General features: G+C 48.5%; 21 protein-coding genes. 17 read left to right on the top strand and 4 right to left on the bottom strand.

Annotated elements, in window-relative coordinates; genetic code table 11:
- Positions 1-3: 3 nt before the first annotated feature.
- On the top strand, positions 4-258 hold the full coding sequence (locus DXC51_RS19455; protein ID WP_025491129.1) for a spore coat protein: 255 nt from the start codon (positions 4-6) through the stop codon (positions 256-258).
- A gap of 161 nt (positions 259-419) precedes the next feature.
- Here DXC51_RS19455 and DXC51_RS19450 read toward each other — a convergent pair whose 3' ends face one another.
- The 3 genes from DXC51_RS19450 to DXC51_RS19440 form a co-directional block, all read right to left on the bottom strand.
- Positions 420-1,076: a GNAT family N-acetyltransferase gene (locus DXC51_RS19450; protein ID WP_147332381.1), complete on the bottom strand. Its 657-nt coding sequence runs from the start codon at positions 1,074-1,076 to the stop codon at positions 420-422.
- A gap of 58 nt (positions 1,077-1,134) precedes the next feature.
- Positions 1,135-2,871 (bottom strand): Rqc2 family fibronectin-binding protein, encoded by a 1,737-nt coding sequence (locus DXC51_RS19445; protein WP_035322035.1) that lies wholly within the window; start codon positions 2,869-2,871, stop codon positions 1,135-1,137.
- Positions 2,872-3,055: 184 nt separating this feature from the next.
- Positions 3,056-3,787 (bottom strand): TraX family protein, encoded by a 732-nt coding sequence (locus DXC51_RS19440; protein ID WP_051358390.1) that lies wholly within the window; start codon positions 3,785-3,787, stop codon positions 3,056-3,058.
- A 608-nt stretch (positions 3,788-4,395) separates the two neighbouring features.
- On the opposite strand from DXC51_RS19440, the gene DXC51_RS19435 reads away from it, so the two are divergent.
- From DXC51_RS19435 to xerD, 14 genes are all read left to right on the top strand, one after another.
- Positions 4,396-5,274: a YicC/YloC family endoribonuclease gene (locus DXC51_RS19435; protein WP_035322029.1), complete on the top strand. Its 879-nt coding sequence runs from the start codon at positions 4,396-4,398 to the stop codon at positions 5,272-5,274.
- Positions 5,275-5,289: 15 nt separating this feature from the next.
- Positions 5,290-5,550, top strand: a complete 261-nt coding sequence (locus tag DXC51_RS19430; RefSeq protein WP_021636679.1) for a DUF370 domain-containing protein — start codon at positions 5,290-5,292, stop codon at positions 5,548-5,550.
- Complete coding sequence (gene gmk / locus DXC51_RS19425; protein WP_035322027.1) at positions 5,540-6,172, top strand: guanylate kinase; 633 nt, start codon at positions 5,540-5,542, stop codon at positions 6,170-6,172. The genes DXC51_RS19430 and gmk overlap by 11 nt, the downstream gene beginning before the upstream one ends.
- A gap of 2 nt (positions 6,173-6,174) precedes the next feature.
- A complete protein-coding gene (gene rpoZ / locus DXC51_RS19420) occupies positions 6,175-6,420 on the top strand; it encodes a DNA-directed RNA polymerase subunit omega (protein ID WP_035322025.1) in 246 nt (81 codons plus the stop codon).
- Positions 6,421-6,478: 58 nt separating this feature from the next.
- Positions 6,479-7,816, top strand: a complete 1,338-nt coding sequence (gene rimO / locus DXC51_RS19415) for a 30S ribosomal protein S12 methylthiotransferase RimO (RefSeq protein ID WP_021636676.1) — start codon at positions 6,479-6,481, stop codon at positions 7,814-7,816.
- Positions 7,800-8,333: a CDP-diacylglycerol--glycerol-3-phosphate 3-phosphatidyltransferase gene (gene pgsA, locus DXC51_RS19410; RefSeq protein WP_021636675.1), complete on the top strand. Its 534-nt coding sequence runs from the start codon at positions 7,800-7,802 to the stop codon at positions 8,331-8,333. The genes rimO and pgsA overlap by 17 nt, the downstream gene beginning before the upstream one ends.
- Before the next feature lie 16 nt (positions 8,334-8,349).
- Complete coding sequence (locus DXC51_RS19405) at positions 8,350-9,627, top strand: competence/damage-inducible protein A (RefSeq protein ID WP_021636674.1); 1,278 nt, start codon at positions 8,350-8,352, stop codon at positions 9,625-9,627.
- Positions 9,628-9,707: 80 nt separating this feature from the next.
- Positions 9,708-11,174: a zinc ribbon domain-containing protein gene (locus tag DXC51_RS19400; protein WP_021636673.1), complete on the top strand. Its 1,467-nt coding sequence runs from the start codon at positions 9,708-9,710 to the stop codon at positions 11,172-11,174.
- A gap of 515 nt (positions 11,175-11,689) precedes the next feature.
- On the top strand, positions 11,690-12,823 hold the full coding sequence (gene recA, locus DXC51_RS19395; RefSeq protein WP_021636669.1) for a recombinase RecA: 1,134 nt from the start codon (positions 11,690-11,692) through the stop codon (positions 12,821-12,823).
- The gene (locus DXC51_RS19390; protein ID WP_021636668.1) at positions 12,820-13,458 is read left to right on the top strand and encodes a regulatory protein RecX; all 639 of its coding nucleotides are present in this window, start codon (positions 12,820-12,822) and stop codon (positions 13,456-13,458) included. The genes recA and DXC51_RS19390 overlap by 4 nt, the downstream gene beginning before the upstream one ends.
- A 179-nt stretch (positions 13,459-13,637) precedes the next feature.
- Positions 13,638-15,185: a ribonuclease Y gene (gene rny / locus DXC51_RS19385; RefSeq protein WP_021636667.1), complete on the top strand. Its 1,548-nt coding sequence runs from the start codon at positions 13,638-13,640 to the stop codon at positions 15,183-15,185.
- A 66-nt stretch (positions 15,186-15,251) separates the two neighbouring features.
- Positions 15,252-15,794, top strand: coding sequence for an NUDIX domain-containing protein (locus DXC51_RS19380; protein WP_117545199.1), 543 nt, complete (start codon positions 15,252-15,254; stop codon positions 15,792-15,794).
- A 122-nt stretch (positions 15,795-15,916) separates the two neighbouring features.
- Complete coding sequence (locus tag DXC51_RS19375) at positions 15,917-16,516, top strand: stage II sporulation protein M (protein ID WP_162162500.1); 600 nt, start codon at positions 15,917-15,919, stop codon at positions 16,514-16,516.
- Positions 16,517-16,702: 186 nt separating this feature from the next.
- Positions 16,703-17,587: a site-specific tyrosine recombinase XerD gene (gene xerD / locus DXC51_RS19370; protein WP_117545198.1), complete on the top strand. Its 885-nt coding sequence runs from the start codon at positions 16,703-16,705 to the stop codon at positions 17,585-17,587.
- Positions 17,588-17,821: 234 nt separating this feature from the next.
- Here xerD and DXC51_RS30105 read toward each other — a convergent pair whose 3' ends face one another.
- Positions 17,822-17,971, bottom strand: a complete 150-nt coding sequence (locus tag DXC51_RS30105) for a hypothetical protein (protein WP_242991413.1) — start codon at positions 17,969-17,971, stop codon at positions 17,822-17,824.
- Between the two features lie 25 nt (positions 17,972-17,996).
- Here DXC51_RS30105 and DXC51_RS19365 point away from each other — a divergent pair, with 25 nt between their 5' ends.
- Positions 17,997-19,415, top strand: a complete 1,419-nt coding sequence (locus DXC51_RS19365; RefSeq protein ID WP_320912122.1) for a DUF1538 domain-containing protein — start codon at positions 17,997-17,999, stop codon at positions 19,413-19,415.
- An 11-nt stretch (positions 19,416-19,426) separates the two neighbouring features.
- Complete coding sequence (locus DXC51_RS19360; protein ID WP_021636662.1) at positions 19,427-20,113, top strand: P-II family nitrogen regulator; 687 nt, start codon at positions 19,427-19,429, stop codon at positions 20,111-20,113.
- The last annotated feature ends 41 nt before the right edge of the window (positions 20,114-20,154 follow it).

The following is a 20,154-nucleotide window of genomic DNA, read 5'->3' as shown; positions in this document are numbered from 1 at the left end:
ATGATGCAGGAAAAAATAATGGTATCTGATACACTGGCAAGCATTAACGGCGAACTGGTAAGATTCGGGGAGATGATTCCCCAGACAGAAAACAAAGAACTGAAAAGCGCACTGAAGCAGATGCGCACAACCTGTGAGCAGTCACAGGAACAGCTCTATGAAATTGCACGCGAGAAATCCTATTATGTGCCTGCCCAAAAGGCATCCCAGGAAGAGGTTGATCACGTTAAAGGCCTGTTTACTTCAGGAACCCTGTAAAATACTTTAGATGTTAACAGCGGCTGATTGTTATCCGAAGCCGCCCCGGAAACCTGGCTGCCTTTCCAAAACGGCAGCAGGTTCAGCCAAAAAGCCACCCTGCAGCGGCAGATGCCTGTGCAGGATGGCTTTTTTTAAATATTGCTCCGTCGGTTGCATTATCAGTTTTCCGGAATCCACAGCCTAAAATTTTTTTCAAATACGGAGATCGGATAAATAGAAAGATAGAAATCACGAAGCGCTTCAAGAAAGGCCTCCTGATTAAACTGTCCCTCACAGAAGGCCTCCTTCTGCAATGTTTCCCGGAGTCCTGTTTTCCCGCCATTTTTACATGCTGTTTTTTCACAATTTTCTCCGTGCAGCTCTTCCTTCAGGGGAGATAACACAAGCATCCGGTAGGTAACACCGAACAGCTGCGCTCTGACCTGCGTCAATACTGCGCCGTTTCTCTCATAAAAACGAATCCGCCTTTCCCGAAGCTCCCTCTGCTCAGCGCAGTCTGCAGTTTCAGGCGCTTCACACTCAATAAAGCATCCCGGGAAATCGCTCTGCTTTTGGATTTCGTGAAGAAATACACTGCCAAGCCCCCGGCAGCGATACTCTTCCATAAAAGCATAATAATCCAGCAGCATCTTTTCCCTGTCCTTATCATGCATCAGCAGGGCATAACCGAGCAGGCCGCCCTCCGCTGCGGCGGATCCGTCATAAAGGCCGTAGCCGGAGTATTGCCCACGCTCCAGCAGCATTTTCACCGAAGAAAGAGGCTTTAATTCTGAATCCGGGAAATGCTCCGGCCCCCAGGCATCATAAACTGCCATAATTTCCTCCGGTGTCAAAGCCTTACATAATTCCTTCATAAATATCCTGACCTGCCTTTTACTCAATTTGTTTTAACGCGCTGATATCCGAATCGATCATCATCGAATAATTGGTATAGTATACAACGAAGCCGGGTTTACCGCCGCCTGGCTTTTTCACGTTCTTTTTTTCCGTATAATCGATTTCCACCTTCTCCTGCCCGCGCCCCCTGGAATAATGGGCGGCCAGCCTGGCCGCATCTTCAAAGGTGCTGTCAGGAAGCTCGTCGCCCCGGGATTTCACCACGACATGGGAACCAGGCATCCCCTTGGCGTGGAACCACCAGTCATTTCCGGAAGCGAACCTGAAGGTCAGCTCATCATTCTGATAATTGTTCTTCCCGACATAAATGTCATAACCATCGCTGCTTACATAATGAAAGGGACGGCTGGTAACTTTTACTTTTTTCGAACCGCCTTTTCTTCGGATATACCCGCTCTCGATCAGTTCCTCCTTGATCTGCACCAAATCCTCTTCCTTCTGGGCAATATCAAGCGCATTGCTCACCGATTCCAGATGGTCGATTTCCGATTTTGTCTCCAGCGTCAGCTGTGAGAGCGCCTCAAAGGTTCTTTTCAGCTTGTTGTACTTATCAAAATACTTCTTTGCGTTTTCCCCTGCTGTCAGCATGGGATCCAGCGGTATGACAATATCCTCATTGGTATAATAATTCAGGGCGGTCATGGACTTCGCCCCTGGCTCCACCCCATAACCATAGGTATTCAGAAGCTCTCCATAAATGCGGTATTTATCCTTCTTTTCCGTATCCCTCATCTGCTTCAGTTGCAGATCATATTTTTTAATATTCCTTTCAAGCGCTGTGGAAACGATCCGGCGCAGGTCGGAGGAACGCTGACGAATCCGCGTAATCGTATTCTTTTCCGCATAATAATCCTCCAGAAGAGCACTGATGGAAGCATAATCCTTTCTCTGCGCCTCAGGATAAGAGGTCAGCCGCAGCGCAGCATACTCAGCAGGAACCCCGTTTTCATACACGATGCAGGGAGAAAAGTCCCCGCTGCGAACATCCCCCATCATCTCAGAAAAAGCGCGGTAAAGCGCCTTGCGTCCCGCCTCATCCAGCGCTGCAGTGGAAAGATCCGCATCCCCTCCCGCCCGGTAGCAAATCTCATGGGCGATGGCCGGAGACAGGCCCGTAAAACCGGAATACAGCGCCTTAAAACAAGGCATGCTGCCCGCAAATACCCTGTCCATAAAATCCTCCTCCGAAGCCGTGAGCGGATTCAGTTTATCCTGCGTATGCGGAATAAAATATTCCTTCCCGGGAAGCACCTCCCGCACAGAGCTGACAAGTCCCGAAATATGCTTGATGCTGTCAATGATAATCCCGGAATCATTACAGAAAATAATATTGCTGTGCTTTCCCATAAGCTCCACAATCAGCAGCTTCCTGCACACATCCCCCATTTCATCTAGATGCTCAATTTCAAAATTAATAATACGCTCCATGCCCGGCTGGCTGATACTGATGATTTTCCCATTCTGAATATGCTTACGCAGCAGCATACAGAAATTCGGAGCCGTCATGGGGCTGGTTTTATTCTTATCCGTCAGATAAATTAAAGGAAGGGACGCGGAAGCAGAAAGCGTGACCCTCTGCTGCGTTCCATTATTCTTAATCGTAAGAAGAAGCTCATCAGGCTCAGGCTGCGCGATTTTATAAACCCGTCCCCCGGTGAGCGCCTCGTCAAGTTCTTTCCTTATATTTGCAATTGTAATACCGTCAAATGCCATGACCTTACCCTCTCTGTTTCCATAATAAAGATACAACCCCCAGTATATCAGAAAATCCCTCCCCGCGCAATTGCATGAAAATCCGCCCCTGAGCATAAAATCCCCTGCCGGCAGCCTTATCAGAACAACTCCGACAATACCGCCGACAGGGGGACAGAACCATAAAACTTGAAAACCACCAAATCTAAAAGCCCATAAAGTACCGCACCAATGCAATGAGAGCCAGGTGAGCCGGATAAAACACATAGAAAAACCACTTAGGAAGCTTAATGGAAGTATTCGTATGGAAATAAATGAAAGGCAGCGCAAGCAGCGAGAAAATTTCAAAACCAACAGGATGCCCGCCAACCACCCAACACAAAGGATCCTCAAGACTGCCTCCAAACAGAGCCGGAAGATAACTCAACGTATACAAAACAGCCCCCAATACCGGTTTTTTACGGCAAAGATAAAAAATAAGCATAAGGAGAATTCCGGTAAAAGAATAATCAAAATTCCAAAAACAGATTACAAAGGTAGAAACTGCAAAAAGCCACCATTTTTTCTCCTTAAAACCCCACACAGCCAAAAGACTGATAAACAAAGTAAAAAATATATTCCAGTTCGTCAGATTCCCCCAAAAATCATGCGGATTAAAAGCAAGAATCCAGAACGGCTGGGAAATAACCGCAAACACCGCAATCCGCCCCAAATACCTCTTAATATCTCTCGTATAAAGCATCCCCACGGTCATACAATAACAAAATATAGGAAACGCCAGCCTCCCGATCCACCGGAACACAGGATATTCAGGAAAAAAAGTCCCCCCCACATGATCCAAAAGCATACTGATAACAGCGACCACCTTTAAAAAAGTAGTATCCAGATTCGTATCCAGCAAAGCCCCATTCTCCAATGTACCATTCCTCATATTCATATTTATCATTTCCTTTCTTCTGTTCTTTTGATACCCCAATTCTACCTCACCCTGCCATCCCCAGCCACCCCTCCAAATGTCAAGAACAACCGCCTTAATGTAAAGTTTGGACATATAAAGTTTTATATAATGTAAATATAAAAAAACCTCCCTGCACTACCAGGAAAAAGGTATCGGGGGCGTGCTTTGCTCCGGTGGCGGCCGGCAGCTGGTTTCCCCTGGGCGGGGCGGCTGTGATGTTTTTTCAGATCCATTGGAAAAAAAGGTGTTGTTTCTTACTGCTCCTGCCTGCCGGAATTCTGCCGCCCTTAGCAGCCTGTCTGACGAACACAGCAGGCCAACGGCCGCTGTGAGAGGAGTTTTGGCTGCGCCGGCAGAATCCCGACAGACAGGAACAGTTAGAAACCCCCCTTTTTTGAGACCGGATCCGAAAAAACATCACAGCCGCCCCGCCCAGGGGAAACCAGCCGCCGGCCGCCGCCAAAGCGAAGCACGCCCCCGATACCTTTTTCCGTCCTTTTCCGACCTCCCTCAAAATCCTTGACTACTCACATGCATTGCTTTATAATAAAATGAATTATGGGAATGTATTTTCTGGAGGAATACTGATGATAAAAAGTATGACAGGCTTCGGCAGATGCGAAATCAGCGAGGCCGAACGTAAAATTACCGTAGAAATGAAGTCCGTAAACCACAGGTATCTGGATGTAAGCATAAAGATGCCAAAGAAGCTGAATTTTTTTGAAGCTTCCATAAGAAGCGTGTTGAAAGAATATATCCAGCGCGGCAAAGTGGATTTGTTCATTACCTACGAAGATTTTACAGAGAACAATGTGACGATCAAGTACAACAGGGATATTGCCGGGGAATACATGCAGTATCTGAAGCAGATGGCAGAGGATTTTTCACTGGACAACGATATCCGTGTTTCCTCCCTTTCCAGATTCCCGGAGGTTTTCTCCATGGAGGAGCAGGCCATTGATGAGGAAGGCATCTGGAAGACGCTGGAAAAGGCGCTGAGGGGAGCGGCAGAAGGACTGTCACAGACCAGGATTACCGAAGGGGAGAACCTGAAGGAGGATTTGATTTCCAAGCTGGACGGCATGCTGGAAAGCGTGGCTTTTATTGAGGAAAGGTCGCCGCAGATAATAGCGGAATACAGGCAGACGCTTAAGGATAAGGTAAAAGAGCTTCTTGAGGATGCCCAGGTGGATGAGAACCGTCTTCTTATGGAGGTTACTATTTTTGCCGATAAAGTGTGTGTGGATGAAGAACTGGTGCGCTTAAGAAGCCATATTGAGACTACGAAAAAAACTCTTGGTGAAGGTGGAAGCATCGGAAGGAAGCTTGATTTTATTGCCCAGGAAATGAACCGGGAAGCCAATACCATTCTTTCCAAGGCCAATGATCTGGAGACCTCCGACCGGGCGATTGAGCTGAAGACGGAAATTGAGAAGGTCAGAGAGCAGATTCAGAATATTGAATAATGGCGGAGGCGGTCAATGAGTCAGTTTATCCATGTCGGTTTTGGCAATATTGTAAATACGGAAAAGATTATCGCGGTGGTCAGCCCTGATTCCGCACCCATCAAGCGTATGGTGCAGACAGCCAGAGAGACGGGGGCGGCCGTGGACGCGACGCAGGGACGTAAGACAAAGGCGGTGCTGGTGATGGAGAACGGTCAGCTTGTGCTGTCGGCGCTTCTGCCGGAAACCATTGCAAACAGGGCGCAGGCCGAACGGGAGGATAATGATGAAGCATAGGGGAATTCTGATTGTCGTATCCGGTTTTTCCGGGGCAGGCAAGGGAACATTGATGAAGGAACTGCTCAAAACCTATGATAATTATGCGCTGTCGGTTTCCATGACGACAAGAAAGCCCAGGCCGGGCGAGGAAGAAGGTAAATCCTATTTTTTTGTGGATAAGGATACCTTCGAAGAGACGATTGCAAAGGACGGGCTGATCGAGTATGCCAGCTACTGCGGCAACTACTACGGAACGCCCAGAGAATATGTGGAGGCCTGTCTGGACAACGGACGGGACGTAATCCTGGAAATTGAAATCCAGGGCGCGCTTAAGGTGAAAGAAAAATTCCCGGAAGCCCTTCTTTTATTTATCATGCCGCCCAGCGCGGAAGAATTAAAAAGAAGGCTGGAAGGAAGAGGCACCGAAAGCGAGGAGGTCATCTGCCAGCGTATTGCGCGCGCGGCAGAGGAAGCGGAAGGCATTGAAAATTATGATTATATCATAATCAATGATAAACTGGACGACTGCGTGAAGGAAATGCATTCCATTATTTCCGCATCCCGCAGAAATCCGAAAAGAAATAAGGAATTGATAGCTGATATGCGTTCCGAGCTGGACGCGTTAGTGAAAGGAGAATGAAAATGTTACATCCCTCTTATACCGATTTAATGAAAGTCGTGAACAGCGACGTGGAGCCCGGCGAAACCAAGATTGTAAGCAGCCGTTATTCCATCGTTATGGCGACTTCCAAAAGAGCAAGGCAGATCATCGGAGGCGATGAGCCGTTAGTAAATATGAAGACAGGCATGAAGCCTTTATCCGTTGCTGTAGAAGAACTGAATGAAGGCAAAATCAAAATTCTCGGAGATGAAGAAACCGAAGATTAAAATGGGGGAAGGGAGAAGAGAAATTGCCGTGTGCATTTCTCTTTTTTCATAAGAAAGCATGAAAATACTATTTATTTCCCTGGGCTGTGATAAAAATCTTGTGGATACCGAGATGATGCTTGGGATGCTGGCCGAAAAGGGGCATACCTTTACGGATGACGAGGCGGAAGCGGAGGCTGCGGTAATCAACACCTGCTGCTTTATCGGCGATGCCAAGGAAGAAAGCATAAATACCATTCTGGAAATGGCCGAATTAAAAAAGAGCGGACAGCTGAAGGCGCTTATCGTGGCCGGCTGCCTGGCGCAGCGTTATAAGGAAGAAATCCAGACGGAAATCCCGGAGGTGGATGAAATCCTGGGGACCATGGCTATTGATGCGGTGACAGCCGCCATTGATGAGGTTTCGGCAGGAGAGAAGCACAACCATATTACGGACCCGGACGCGGCGCTGGTTTACGGCAAGCACCGCAGCGTCACTACAGGCGGCCATTTTGCCTATCTGAAAATTGCGGAGGGCTGCGACAAACGCTGCACCTACTGCATTATCCCAAAGGTGCGGGGCAATTACCGCAGCGTCCCCATGGAAGTGCTGGAAAAGGAAGCGCGGGAACTGGCTGAGGGCGGCGTTAAGGAGCTGATTCTTGTGGCCCAGGAAACCACGGTTTATGGGAAGGACATTTACGGCGAAAAGAAGCTGCCGCAGCTGCTTCACAGGCTCTGCGCCATCCCCGGTATCTACTGGATAAGGATTTTGTACTGCTATCCGGAGGAAATTACGGATGAATTAATAGAAACGATAAAAACAGAACCGAAAATCTGTCATTATCTGGATATGCCAATCCAGCATGCTTCAGACAGGATATTGAAGCAGATGGGCAGGCGGACCGATCAGGCCGAGCTGCGGGAGCGGATCGGCAGGCTGCGGGAGGAAATTCCGGATATCTGTCTGCGTACCACGCTTATCAGCGGATTCCCCGGAGAGACGCAGGAGGATCATATAGAGCTGTATAATTTCGTGGATGAGCTGGAATTTGACCGGCTGGGGGTATTTACCTATTCCCAGGAGGAAGGGACGCCGGCGGCGCGGATGGAGAATCAGGTCCCCCAGGAAGTGAAGGAGGACAGACAGGCCGAGCTGATGGAGCTGCAGCAGGAAATCGCCTTTGAGAAGGCGGAGAACATGAAGGGAAAAACGCTTATTGCCATGATAGAAGGCAGGGTGGACGGGGAGAATGCCTATGTGGCAAGAACCTATAAGGACGCCCCTAATGTGGACGGACTGCTGTTTGTCAATACCTCAAGAGAACTGTTGACGGGTGATTTCGTAAAAGTGCGGATTACCGGATCTTATGAATATGATTTGATAGGAGAGCTGGAAGATGAATTTACCGAATAAGCTTACGATACTGAGAATGATAATGATCATACCCTTTGTGGTATTCATGCTGGTTCCCATCGGCGGTGCCGGGAAGTGGATTGCGCTGGCCCTGTTTGTCATCGCCAGCCTGACGGACCTGCTGGACGGCAAAATTGCCAGAAAATATAACCTGGTAACCACCTTTGGAAAATTCATGGATCCCCTGGCGGATAAGCTTCTTGTATGTTCTGCCTTGATCTGCCTTGTGGAAATGGGAAAAATCCCGGCCTGGATTGTAATTATTATAGTCAGCAGGGAATTTATCATCAGCGGCTTCCGTCTGGTGGCATCCGATAAAGGCGTGGTGATTGCGGCAGGCTACTGGGGAAAATTCAAAACCACCTTCCAGATGGTGATGATTGTGCTCATGATAGCGGATATTCCGGTGCTTTCCCTGGTTACGACGATTGTAATGTGGGCGGCTCTGATTCTTACGGTAGTGTCCCTTGTAGATTATCTTGTGAAAAACAAGGATTGTCTGAAGGACCAGAAATAGAGAAAAGAGGTTCGGTATGGTAGTTGAATTAATTTCGGTAGGAACTGAGCTTCTGCTGGGGAACATAGTCAACACCAACGCAGCATACCTGGCGGAGAAATGTGCGGGGCTGGGATTGTCCTGCTATTATCAGACAGTGGTGGGCGACAATAGCGGAAGGCTTGCGGGGACAATACGGACGGCGCTGGAACGGTCGGATCTTGTGATTCTGACGGGAGGCCTTGGGCCGACCCAGGATGATCTGACAAAGGAAACCGCCGCCGGCGTATGGAACAGGCAGCTTGCCATGGATCCTCATTCCCTGGAAAGAATCGAAACTTATTTCCGGGAACGCGGTTTGGAAATGACGGAAAATAACAAGAAGCAGGCGCTTGTTCCCGAAGGAGCCATTGTTGTAGACAATGACAACGGCACTGCTCCGGGTATTATCATGGAAAAGGAAGGAAAACGGATGATTCTGCTTCCCGGTCCTCCCAATGAATTGAAGCCGATGTTTGAAAACAGCATCGCGCCTTTTCTGACGGGCCTGGAGAACCCTGATGCGCCGGGGATTATTTTTTCCAAAACCGTAAAAATATGCGGTATGGGCGAAAGCAAGGTGGAAAGCCAGATTACAGATTTGGAGGCCCTTGCCAATCCCACGGTGGCTCCCTATGCCAAGACCGGAGAGGTGCATCTGCGTGTTACCGCCCGAGCTGAGGATGAAAAGGAAGCGAAGAAGCTGGTAAAGCCGGTGGTGAAGGAACTGAAATCCCGGTTCGGCAGCGCCGTGTATACCACGGAAGAGGATGTGACGCTGGAAAAGGCGGTGGTTGACCTGCTTTTGGCCAACGAGCTGACCGTATCAACCATTGAGTCCTGCACGGGAGGCATGCTTGCCGCCCGCCTGATTAACATACCTGGGGTTTCCGAGGTCTTCAAGACAGGTTATATTACTTATTCCAATAAGGCAAAAAGAAAAATTGCCGGCGTAAAAAAAGGCACGCTGGATAAATTCGGCGCGGTAAGCCCGCAGACGGCCAAGGAAATGGCGAGAGGAACTGCGCTTCTGACGAAAGCGGACGTTACCTTTTCCATTACGGGAATTGCGGGACCTGACGGCGGCACTGCTGAGAAGCCTGTGGGACTTATTTATATGGGTTGCTATGTGTGCGGCACCACGCATGTAAAGGAATTCCATTTCAGCGGAAACCGGGCAAAGATAAGGGAAACAGCGGTTTCGGCCGCATTAACGATGATGCGTCAGTGTATACTGGAATATTACAGTCAGAAGACTTTCGGGAAAAAAGTATGATTCCGGCCTTGCGGGGAAGAGGGGAAAGAAGAAAAAAGCTTTTGGCACATAAAACCGGCCTGAGCAATGGAGGATAATGTATGTACGAGGATGAAGAATATGGATTTTGTCCGGAATGCGGGGCGCTGATGAAAAACGGTGTCTGTATAAGCTGCGGATATGACCGGAATAAAAAGGATGCAAAAGCAGAAGGAGCAGCGGAGACGGAAGCTCCTGATGGGAATGCCGTTGAACAGGCTGCGGTCCCTCCCTGTGAGACGGGCGGTGAAGCTTCGGTACCTCCTTATGGATACGCTGCCGGGCAGGCGCCGGTGCCCCCTTATGGAAATGCCGGTTCACAGGCTCCTGTGCCTCCCTGTGGAAATGAAAATATTCCGGCCGGCGGCCAGGGAATGCCTCCCTGCGGCGCGCAGAATATTCCGCCCTATGGAAATGTGCCAGGAGGCCAGGCAGGCCCGGGTGCGCCCGGCGCCGCGCAGGGCGGGCAGAATAATACCCGGTATGGCTCTTCGCAGCAGTATGGACCGCAGCAGAGCGGGTACTATGGACAAATCCCTCCGGGAGGAGTGCCTCCATATGGCCGGCAGCCTTATGGAGCCTATCCCAATATGCCCCCTCAGAAGCGTAACAACAGCAGAACCGTGGCGGCGGTTATTGTAGCGGTAATCGCGGTGCTTCTCTGCATCGTCATGGTCCTTATTTTTATTATTGTCAAGGGTGCGGTCAGGGAAGCCAGCAGCGGTATTTCTAATTCCAAGAATTACGGAGGGGCAGTTCCTGAGGAAACGATACCCTTTGGTTATGACAGCGGCGATGACAGCCAGCTTCCTGATTTCAGCGGCGGTGGAACCTATGAACCGGAAACAGAGGAAGGGGATTATGTTCCCAGCCCGGAGGATGACTACTATGTAACAATTGCCAATTCCATCCGTGACGACCTCAGTTATACGGTGGAATGGGAAGATTACAGCTATGTGGATGACGAGACAGGCGCTACGGCAACCGGAAAATACCCGCAGCTGAAGGGTGGGAATATTCCCCATCTGGACGAGCTGAACCAGGAGATTGAATACGAGGCCACTTATTACAGCAAGCTTTACAACTACTATAAGGATGCCCAGGGTGAAGATGAGCAACTCTCCTACGCAACCTCCAGCATTGGTTATGTAACCTATATGGATGAGGAAAAAATCAGCATAGTCCTTCAGGAGAAATATGCAATGAACCAGGAATCCTACATTTCGCTTTACTGCATTAATATCGATCTGGTAAGCGGCGAACTTTTGGACAACGGGGAAATGATAGAGTATAACGAGCAGCTGGCCAAAGAATTCAGGGATCAGGATGCTTACCAGAACGGAACGGCCGAGGCTGTGGATCGGATGGATGACGAACAGCTTCAGGATTTCCTTTCGGATTCGGATACCAATATTATTTTCTATACCCCTGTAGGCCTGGAAATCGGGTTTAATTATACCACCAGCACGAGCAGCGGCTGGGTTACAGCCACTATTAAAGATTATGGACGTTATATGAAGAAAATTTAGGGAGGGCATGGATTGTTGCCCCAATACTACGGCATGTGCGGCAGTTCAGATAAACTGAACTGTTGCGGACATCCGGCCATTTGATTTGCCTCACAACAGGCCGGATGCCTGCTGCCGCTATATATTTGTACAGTATGCGCAGCTAAATTCGCAGACCCGTCTGAACAGTATCCCGGCATGTTCCTTTTTTATGGAAGCATGCTTTTTTTAGTGGCATTTGGATGAAGTTTATGTTACAATCAAAAAAGCATATCTTTGCTGGAGGCGTTCCAAACCGGTGCACCTTTGTCTGAAGGAATTCAGCCATGTCCATTCCATCTATAGAGCGGACATCTAATCGGGCATTTCGCCAATCGTTTCAATGCAATAAAAAATAAAGGAGGGATGCCTGTTGAGGGAGTTTTATCGGACACCTGATATTGTATATTATATTTAAAGTTGGGAATTGACAAATACGAACAGATGTTTTATTATAGAAAAAGAGAACATCCGTTCTGGATAAGAAGGAGAACATAATGGAAAAAGAAGACAAACTCAAAGCGCTTGACGCCGCACTGGCACAGATTGAAAAGCAGTTTGGAAAGGGAGCAGTCATGAAGCTGGGGGATCCGGCTACGCAGATGAATGTGGAGACGATTCCCACAGGCTCATTAAGCCTTGATATTGCACTTGGCCTGGGCGGAATACCCAAGGGAAGAATTGTTGAAATATATGGACCGGAATCCAGTGGTAAGACCACCGTCACCCTGCATATGATCGCTGAGGTTCAGCGCAGGGGCGGCATTGCAGGCTTTATAGATGCGGAGCATGCGCTGGACCCTGCCTATGCGAAGAATATTGGTGTGGATATTGATAACCTGTATATTTCCCAGCCTGATAACGGAGAACAGGCTCTGGAGATTACAGAGACCATGGTGCGTTCAGGCGCCATCGATATCGTTGTTGTTGACTCCGTTGCGGCTCTTGTTCCCAAGGCCGAAATAGACGGCGATATGGGGGACAGCCACGTGGGCCTGCAGGCCCGTCTGATGTCCCAGGCGCTGCGTAAGCTTACTGCAGTAATCAGCAAGTCCAACTGTACAGTTATCTTCATCAACCAGCTGCGTGAGAAGGTGGGCGTCATGTTCGGCAATCCGGAGACCACTACCGGCGGCCGTGCCCTGAAGTTCTACTCTACCATCCGTCTGGACGTAAGAAGGATTGAATCCCTGAAGCAGGCAGGGGAAGTGGTAGGAAACCGTACCCGTGTCAAGGTGGTAAAGAATAAAATAGCGCCGCCCTTCAAGGAAGCGGAATTTGACATCATGTTCGGAGAGGGCATTTCCAAAGTCGGGGATATTCTGGATCTGGCAGCGGATATTAATATTGTCAATAAGAGCGGCGCATGGTTTGCCTACGAAGGAAACAAGATCGGACAGGGAAGGGAGAATGCGAAGAACTTCCTGAAAGAAAATACGAAGATCTGCGATGAAATCGAGAAGAAAGTACGCGCATACTATAAGCTGGACGAGAAGAAAGAAGCCGATGCTTCAGACAGGAAGGAAGAACCTGTGAAGGAAGCTGCCGGAGCCAAAGCTGCAAAGGACAGCAGGGAAGTGAAGGCGGCCGCCGGCGCTGCGGTTAAAGCCGTGCAGGCAGAACAGAAATGATTGTTACCAGGACAGAACCAATAAATAAAACGAAATATGCAGTCAGCATCGATGGAGAATTCGCCTTTGTATTATACAAAGGCGAACTTCATAAATACGGTATTGCACAGGATAGAGAACTGCCCCCTCATGTCTATGAGGAGATTATGGAGAACGTACTCCCCAAGCGGGCGAAGCTGCGCTGCATGAACCTGCTGAAGTCCAGGGAATATACAAGACAGCAGATGGAAGAGAAGCTGCGGCAGGGAAAGTATCCTCCTCCGGTCATTGAAGAGGCTATTGCTTATGTGGAATCCTTTGGGTACATAAATGATGAGGCTTATGCAAGAAGATATGTGGAAACCTACATGGAAACGAAAAGCCGCAGGCGGATGGAGGACGATCTGAGACGCAAAGGCGTTGACAGAAGCTGTATTGAGGAGGCGTTTTGCACCGTTCAGGAAGCGGATGGCCTTCAGAATGAGGAAGCTATGATTAAAGAGCTCCTCAGAAAGAAGCATTTTGATGCGAAACAGGCGGATTTAAAAGAAAAAAGACGGATTCAGGCTTTCCTGTACAGAAAGGGTTTCTCGCCGGATAAGATAAGAAAAGCCATGAATTGCGATGATTTGGAAGAAGGGGACTCCTGGGAATAACAGGTTATCTTGTGCAAAAGTTATGAAATTTGGTCAAAATATGCTTTTCTACTTGACATAATACCTGTTATTTATTAAAATTGAAGTGTTGTAAAATCGCTTATAAGAATGTTTGGCGTACATACATTCTATAACAGATATTCGCACAATGAAAATTTAATAAGGAGGTGCTCCTGTCTATGCTTAGTTATGTAATAGCAGTAGCGGTCACTCTGTTGATTTCTATCCCGGTTACATTTGTAGTAACCTCTGCATATAGGAAGAAAGAAACTGAGACCAAAATCGGCAACGCCGAAGACAAGGCAAGAGAAATTATTGATGATGCGGTGAAAGCTGCTGAAACCAAAAAGCGTGAGGGACTGCTGGAAGTGAAGGAGGAATCCATTCGTGCAAAGAACGAATTGGATAAGGAGATCAAGGAACGCAGAGCCGAGGTGCAGCGCTTTGAAAGAAGAGTGCAGCAGAAGGAAGAGAACGTGGACAAGAAGTCGGATGCCATTGAAAAGAAGGAATCCGTACTGGCAGCCAGGGAAGAGGAATTAGCAAAGCAGAAAGCAGAGATCGCGAAGCTGAACGAGCAGAGAGTACAGGAACTGGAACGAATCTCAGGATTAACCTCCGAACAGGCAAAAGATTACTTATTGAAAATTGTTGAAGATGAAGTAAAACATGAATCGGCCGTGATGATCAAGGATATGGAAAGCAGGGCCAAAGAGGAAGCAGACAAGAAAGCCAGGGAATATGTGGTAACCGCCATTCAGAGATGTGCGGCAGACCATGTGGCTGAAGCTACGATTTCCGTGGTACAGCTTCCGAATGACGAGATGAAGGGGAGAATTATCGGGCGTGAGGGAAGAAATATCAGAACCCTTGAAACGCTGACCGGTGTGGATCTGATTATAGACGATACACCTGAAGCAGTAATTTTATCTTCTTTTGACCCTATCAGAAGGGAAGTAGCAAGAATTGCGCTGGAGAAGCTGATTGTTGACGGACGTATCCATCCGGCAAGAATCGAAGAAATGGTGGAAAAGGCGCAGAAGGAAGTCGAAGTAATGATTAAAGAGGAAGGAGAAGCCGCGGTACTTGAAGTTGGGGTACACGGTGTTCATCCGGAACTCGTAAAGTTACTGGGCAAGTTAAAGTTCAGGACAAGTTATGGACAGAACGCTTTAAAGCATTCAATAGAGGTGGCTCAGCTGTCAGGGCTTCTGGCATCAGAGCTTGGTTTAGATGTGAGAATGGCCAAACGTGCCGGCCTGCTGCATGATATCGGCAAGGCAGTGGATCACGAGATGGAAGGTTCCCATATTCAGCTTGGCGTGGAACTTTGTAAAAAGTATAAGGAATCCGCTACGGTTATTAATGCGGTGGAGTCCCATCATGGTGATGTGGAGCCCACTACGCTGATTGCGTGCATTATTCAGGCTGCAGACACAATTTCCGCAGCAAGGCCGGGCGCGAGAAGAGAGACTCTGGAGACTTATACCAGCAGATTAACACAGTTAGAAGACATTGCAAACAATTTCAAAGGTGTAGACAAATCTTTTGCTATTCAGGCAGGTAGAGAGATTCGGGTAATGGTAGTTCCTGAACAGGTGTCAGATGCGGACATGATTCTGATGGCACGCGATATTTCCAAGGCGATTGAAGCCGAACTGGAATATCCGGGACAGATTAAAGTGAATGTTATCAGGGAGAGCCGTGTTTCTGATTATGCAAAATAGCGATTGCAAAAGCCTTGCAGGGTTTTCCCTGCAGGGCTTTTAAAAGTTTAAGATGGGAGAAATATTATGGCTGACGAATTCAAACGGTTGGACAGGGAACTGGTTTATAAGGGTTCCATTATTGATTTTTATAAGGATACGGTGCAGGTGCCCAATGGAAATATTGTAAAATGGGATTTTATCAAGCACCAGGGTGCGGCGGCAGTGGTGCCGGTTACCGCGGATGGAAAGCTGCTTATGGTAAGGCAGTACCGGAATGCATTGGACAGGTATACGCTGGAAATCCCGGCCGGAGGGCTGAACGGGCCGGAAGAGCCGACGATGGAGGCCGCTGCCAGGGAATTGGAGGAGGAAACGGGCTGCCATGCCGGAAAAATGGAGTGGCTGATTACCATAAGGACCACCGTGGCTTTCTGCAATGAAAAAATTGACATTTATGTGGCTACGGATTTGACACCGGGAAGCCAGCATCTGGATGAGGATGAATACATTAATGTGGAAGCTTACACAGTTGATGAACTCTGTGAGAAAATCCTGTCAGGGGAAATAGAAGATTCCAAGACGATTTCCGCGATTATGAGCTACAGGGCGAAATATTTATGTAAATAAGAGCGAAAGTATTTTATCCCCGCGGCCTGGCCGGAGTATGAACCGGCAGGGTTAACCCCTTTGCATGCATGTGTGCGTTGACCGACGCATATATTAAAAAAAGCAGGCAAAGGGGTTTTTATATGGAAAAAGGTAGTTTGGCAGATGCAAAACTTAACGGGCGCATTCTTGTGCTCTTTACAGCCGGTTTTCTGGCAGGACTTGCTCTTATTTACATAGGGCAGGAAAGCCTGGTGGTAAATGCGGATTTCCTGGACAGCTTCAGTGTGGGAAGAATGGGGGTATTGGATATCGACAGCTCCATGCTTTTCTTTTACAGCATCAAGCAGAGGCTGGCGCCTGCGGTGCTTCTTGCGGTGCTGGCTGTGGCGGGTATTGGAGGTATGGCGGTAAGCCTGTATCTGGTCTGGACCGGATTTTGTGCAGGGACGATTCTGTCAGTGCTCTCTATCCGGTACGGCATCCGCGGGATTCTCCTTTTTTCAGGAGGAATTTTCCCGCAGGTCCTGCTTCTGGCGCCGGCCTATCTGTTCCTTTTCCGGTGGTGCCAGGGTTTTCAGGATAGGGTATACAATGGCCGTTACGGGAGCGGCGCAGGAGGAAAACGGGGAGCGCTTCGTTTAGGCACTTTGCTTGTAATCCTGGGAATGCTGCTGGCAGGCTGTCTGGTGGAGAGCTATATCAATCCGATGATATTACAAAAAGTATTTTTCTTTTTCTGAAAACAGGAACAATATCTGGTACAAACATAATTTCGATTACCGATATATTGTGCTTCAAGCAAATTGTTGTAAAAATCCCCGTAAAATCGGCAAAAATGCGCATTGCTTTTCTTCGAAAAACTGATTATAATGTGTTTTGAATCTTTTTTGGTTTACATAAACAACGAAGCAGGAAGGCATTGGAGCATGGAAAAAGAGATACGGGAGTTTGTTATTTATCTTCATGATGTGAAGAAGACGTCGGAGAACACGGAGCTTTCCTATAAAAGAGATCTGCAGAAGCTTCAGAGCTTTTTGAAGGAGCAGGGGATTGAGGAGCCGGGCCGGATAACGGAGACTTCCCTGAATTCCTATATTCTTTTTCTTGAGAAGAACCAGTTCGCACCGGCTACCGTATCCCGGCATATAGCGGCTGTAAAGGCTTTTTTTCATTTTATGGTCAAAAAGGGCATGGTTTCGGAGGATGTGTCTGAGAATCTGAAGGCTCCCAGGATTGAGAAGAAGATGCCGGAAATTCTGACAATGGGAGAAGTGGTCCGGCTTCTGGAGCAGCCGGGCAGGAATACGCCCAAGGAGATTCGGGACAGAGCCATGCTGGAGCTGCTGTATGCCACCGGTATCCGGGTTTCCGAGCTGATTTCTCTGCAGATAACTGATTTGAATCTCAGGCTGGGCTATATAATATGTCGGGATTCGTCGAAGGAACGTGCCATACCTTTTGGGAACCAGGCGAAGGAGGCGCTGCTTCTTTATCTGAAGGAAGCCCGGGATATCCTGATAAAAGGGACGCAAACGGAGACTCTTTTTGTTAACTGCTCCGGTAAGCCCATGAGCCGTCAGGGGTTCTGGAAGCTGATCAAATATTATGCCGCTAAGGCCGGGATAGAAGCGGACATAACGCCGCATACGCTCCGGCATTCTTTTGCGGCCCATCTGGTGGAAAAAGGGGCGGATCTGCACAGTGTGCAGGAAATGATGGGACATTCCGACATTTCTTCCACGCAGGTTTATGCCAACATAGGCGGTTCCCGCATCCGAAGCGTGTACCAGCAGGCGCATCCAAGAAAATGATCACAAGGGAATAAACATCGGGAAAATAAATACCTGGAAATAAACATTGAGAAAATAAACTATTAACGCGATACATCTTTTCTGCTGTATCGCGTTAAAAAAATGTTAAAAGTTGTAGGAGCGGGCAAATTTTTGCTATCCTGTTTTTCCCTGTTCATGCTATAATAAAAACAGATCATAACTGTAACGCTACCGGACAGTTATGGCAGTCCATTATTCTTTTATTGTGTAACCTCAAATCATGTTGGCGTCGGCGCCGATAACACAACAGAAAGGCAGCGTATATTTGAAGTTTTTTCGCACAAATCTCCAGGAAAAGTTAAAAGAAACAGGAAAAGCAGTGTTTCCTGTCATCGCAATTGTATTGATTTTATGTTTATCCATAGCCCCGGTTTCTCCGGGAATCCTCATGGCATTTCTCATAGGGGCGGCGTTGCTTACCGCGGGAATGGTACTGTTTACTATGGGCGTGGATATGGCTATGACGCCTATGGGGGAACGGGTGGGAACGTGCATGACACAGTCAAGAAAGCTGTGGGTTGCAGTGCCCATGAGTTTCATTCTGGGCTTCATCATCACGATATCCGAGCCGGATCTCCAGGTTCTGGCGGAACAGGTGCCATCCGTACCCAATCTGATTCTGATTCTGGCAGTGGCCTTTGGCGTGGGAATTTTTCTTGTGGTTGCCCTGCTGCGTATGCTGTTCAGCATGGCCCTTCCTCCGTTGCTTCTTTTTTTCTATGGAATCGTATTTTTACTCACTTTTTTTGTACCGAAGGATTTTCTGTCCGTGGCCTTTGATTCCGGCGGCGTTACCACCGGGCCTATGACGGTGCCTTTTATTATGGCAATGGGTATCGGTATTTCCGCCGTAAGAAATGACCGTCACGCTTCGGATGACAGCTTTGGGCTGGTTGCCCTGTGTTCCATCGGGCCGATTCTGGCGGTGCTCTTGCTGGGAATGATTTACCGCCCGGGAAGCGGGGATTATGTGCCTGTGGAGATACCGGAAATAGCGGATACGGTAGAGCTGTGGAAAGTTTTTCAGGCAGGCTTTCCGTCTTATTTGAAGGAGATGGCTGTTTCCCTTCTGCCGATTGTGGTTTTCTTTTTCCTTTTCCAGATGATTTTCAGGCTGGTTCCCGGAAAAAGCCTGGTTAAAATAAGCGTGGGGCTCATCTATACCTATGTGGGTCTTGTGCTGTTTCTTACGGGTGTGAATGTGGGCTTTATGCCTGCGGGAAATTATCTGGGCAGAGTGATTGCCGGACTTCCATACCGCTGGATTATTGTGCCTATCGGTATGCTGATTGGGTATTTTATTGTACTGGCAGAGCCTGCCGTATTTGTGCTGACCAAGCAGGTGGAGGAGATAACGGACGGAGCCATTTCGGCAAAGGCCATGAGCATGAGCCTTTCCATCGGTGTTTCCGTGTCTCTGGGGCTTGCCATGATACGGGTGCTGACCGGTATTTCGATTCTGTGGTTCCTTGTTCCGGGATATTTTATAGCGCTGGGCCTGTCCTTTTTCGTACCGAAAATATTTACGGCCATCGCTTTTGACTCCGGCGGAGTCGCCTCCGGGCCTATGACCGCCACCTTTCTGCTTCCCTTTGCCATGGGAGCCTGTTCGGCGGTAGGAGGAGATATTATTGCGGATGCGTTCGGCGTGGTCGCCATGGTTGCCATGACGCCGCTGATTACCATACAGATACTGGGCCTTGTTTTCCGGCTGCGCGCGGGCAAAGCGGAGATCGGGCAGGCAGGGATTGCCGCCGTTGCCGCAGATGCTGCTGGATGGGGTGATTATGACATTATTGACCTGTAGGAGAAACGTATATGAGTAAAGTATATTTAATGGTTACGATTACAGGGCGGGGCCAGGGCGAGCAGTTCGCCGCGCTGAATCGGACGGAGAACCTTCCTGTTATGATGGTGGCTCTGGGTAAGGGGACGGCCGGTAATGAAATACTGGACTGCCTCGGACTGGAGGGAAGTGAAAAAATAGTGCTTTTTTCCATGGTGACAGGAGATGTGTGGAAGCGGGTAAAGAGAGGGATGGAGCACAAGCTGGGCATAGATGTTCCGGGAATGGGAATTTCCTTTCTCGTTCCCGTGAGCAGCATCGGAGGGAAAAAGGCGCTCCAGCTTATGCTGGCAGGACAGGAATTTGAAAAAGAGGAGGAGACATCATTGAAGGATACGGAATATGAACTGATTGTGGTGGTTTCCGATTTCGGGTATACGAATCTGGTGACAGATGCCGCCAGGGAAGCGGGGGCAGGCGGCGGAACCGTCATTCATGCCAAGGGAACCGGAATGGAGAGGGCGGAGAAGTTTCTCGGCGTTTCCCTGGCATCGGAAAAGGAAATGACGTTCATTGTAACCAGGACTGAAAAGAAAAAGGAAATCATGAAGGCCATTATGGAAAAAGCAGGGCTGGAAAGTAAGGCAAAATCAATCCTGTTTTCCCTGCCGGTGGTGGATACGGCAGGACTGAGAATTTCCGAAGACTGGGAAGGATAAAAAGATGAATCCAATGGAAATATGTGTTAAAATGGAAACAG

It is taken from the genome of Eisenbergiella massiliensis, assembly GCF_003435485.1.
Note: the sequence above shows the minus strand (reverse complement) of the source record. Positions and strands in the feature narration are given on the sequence as shown.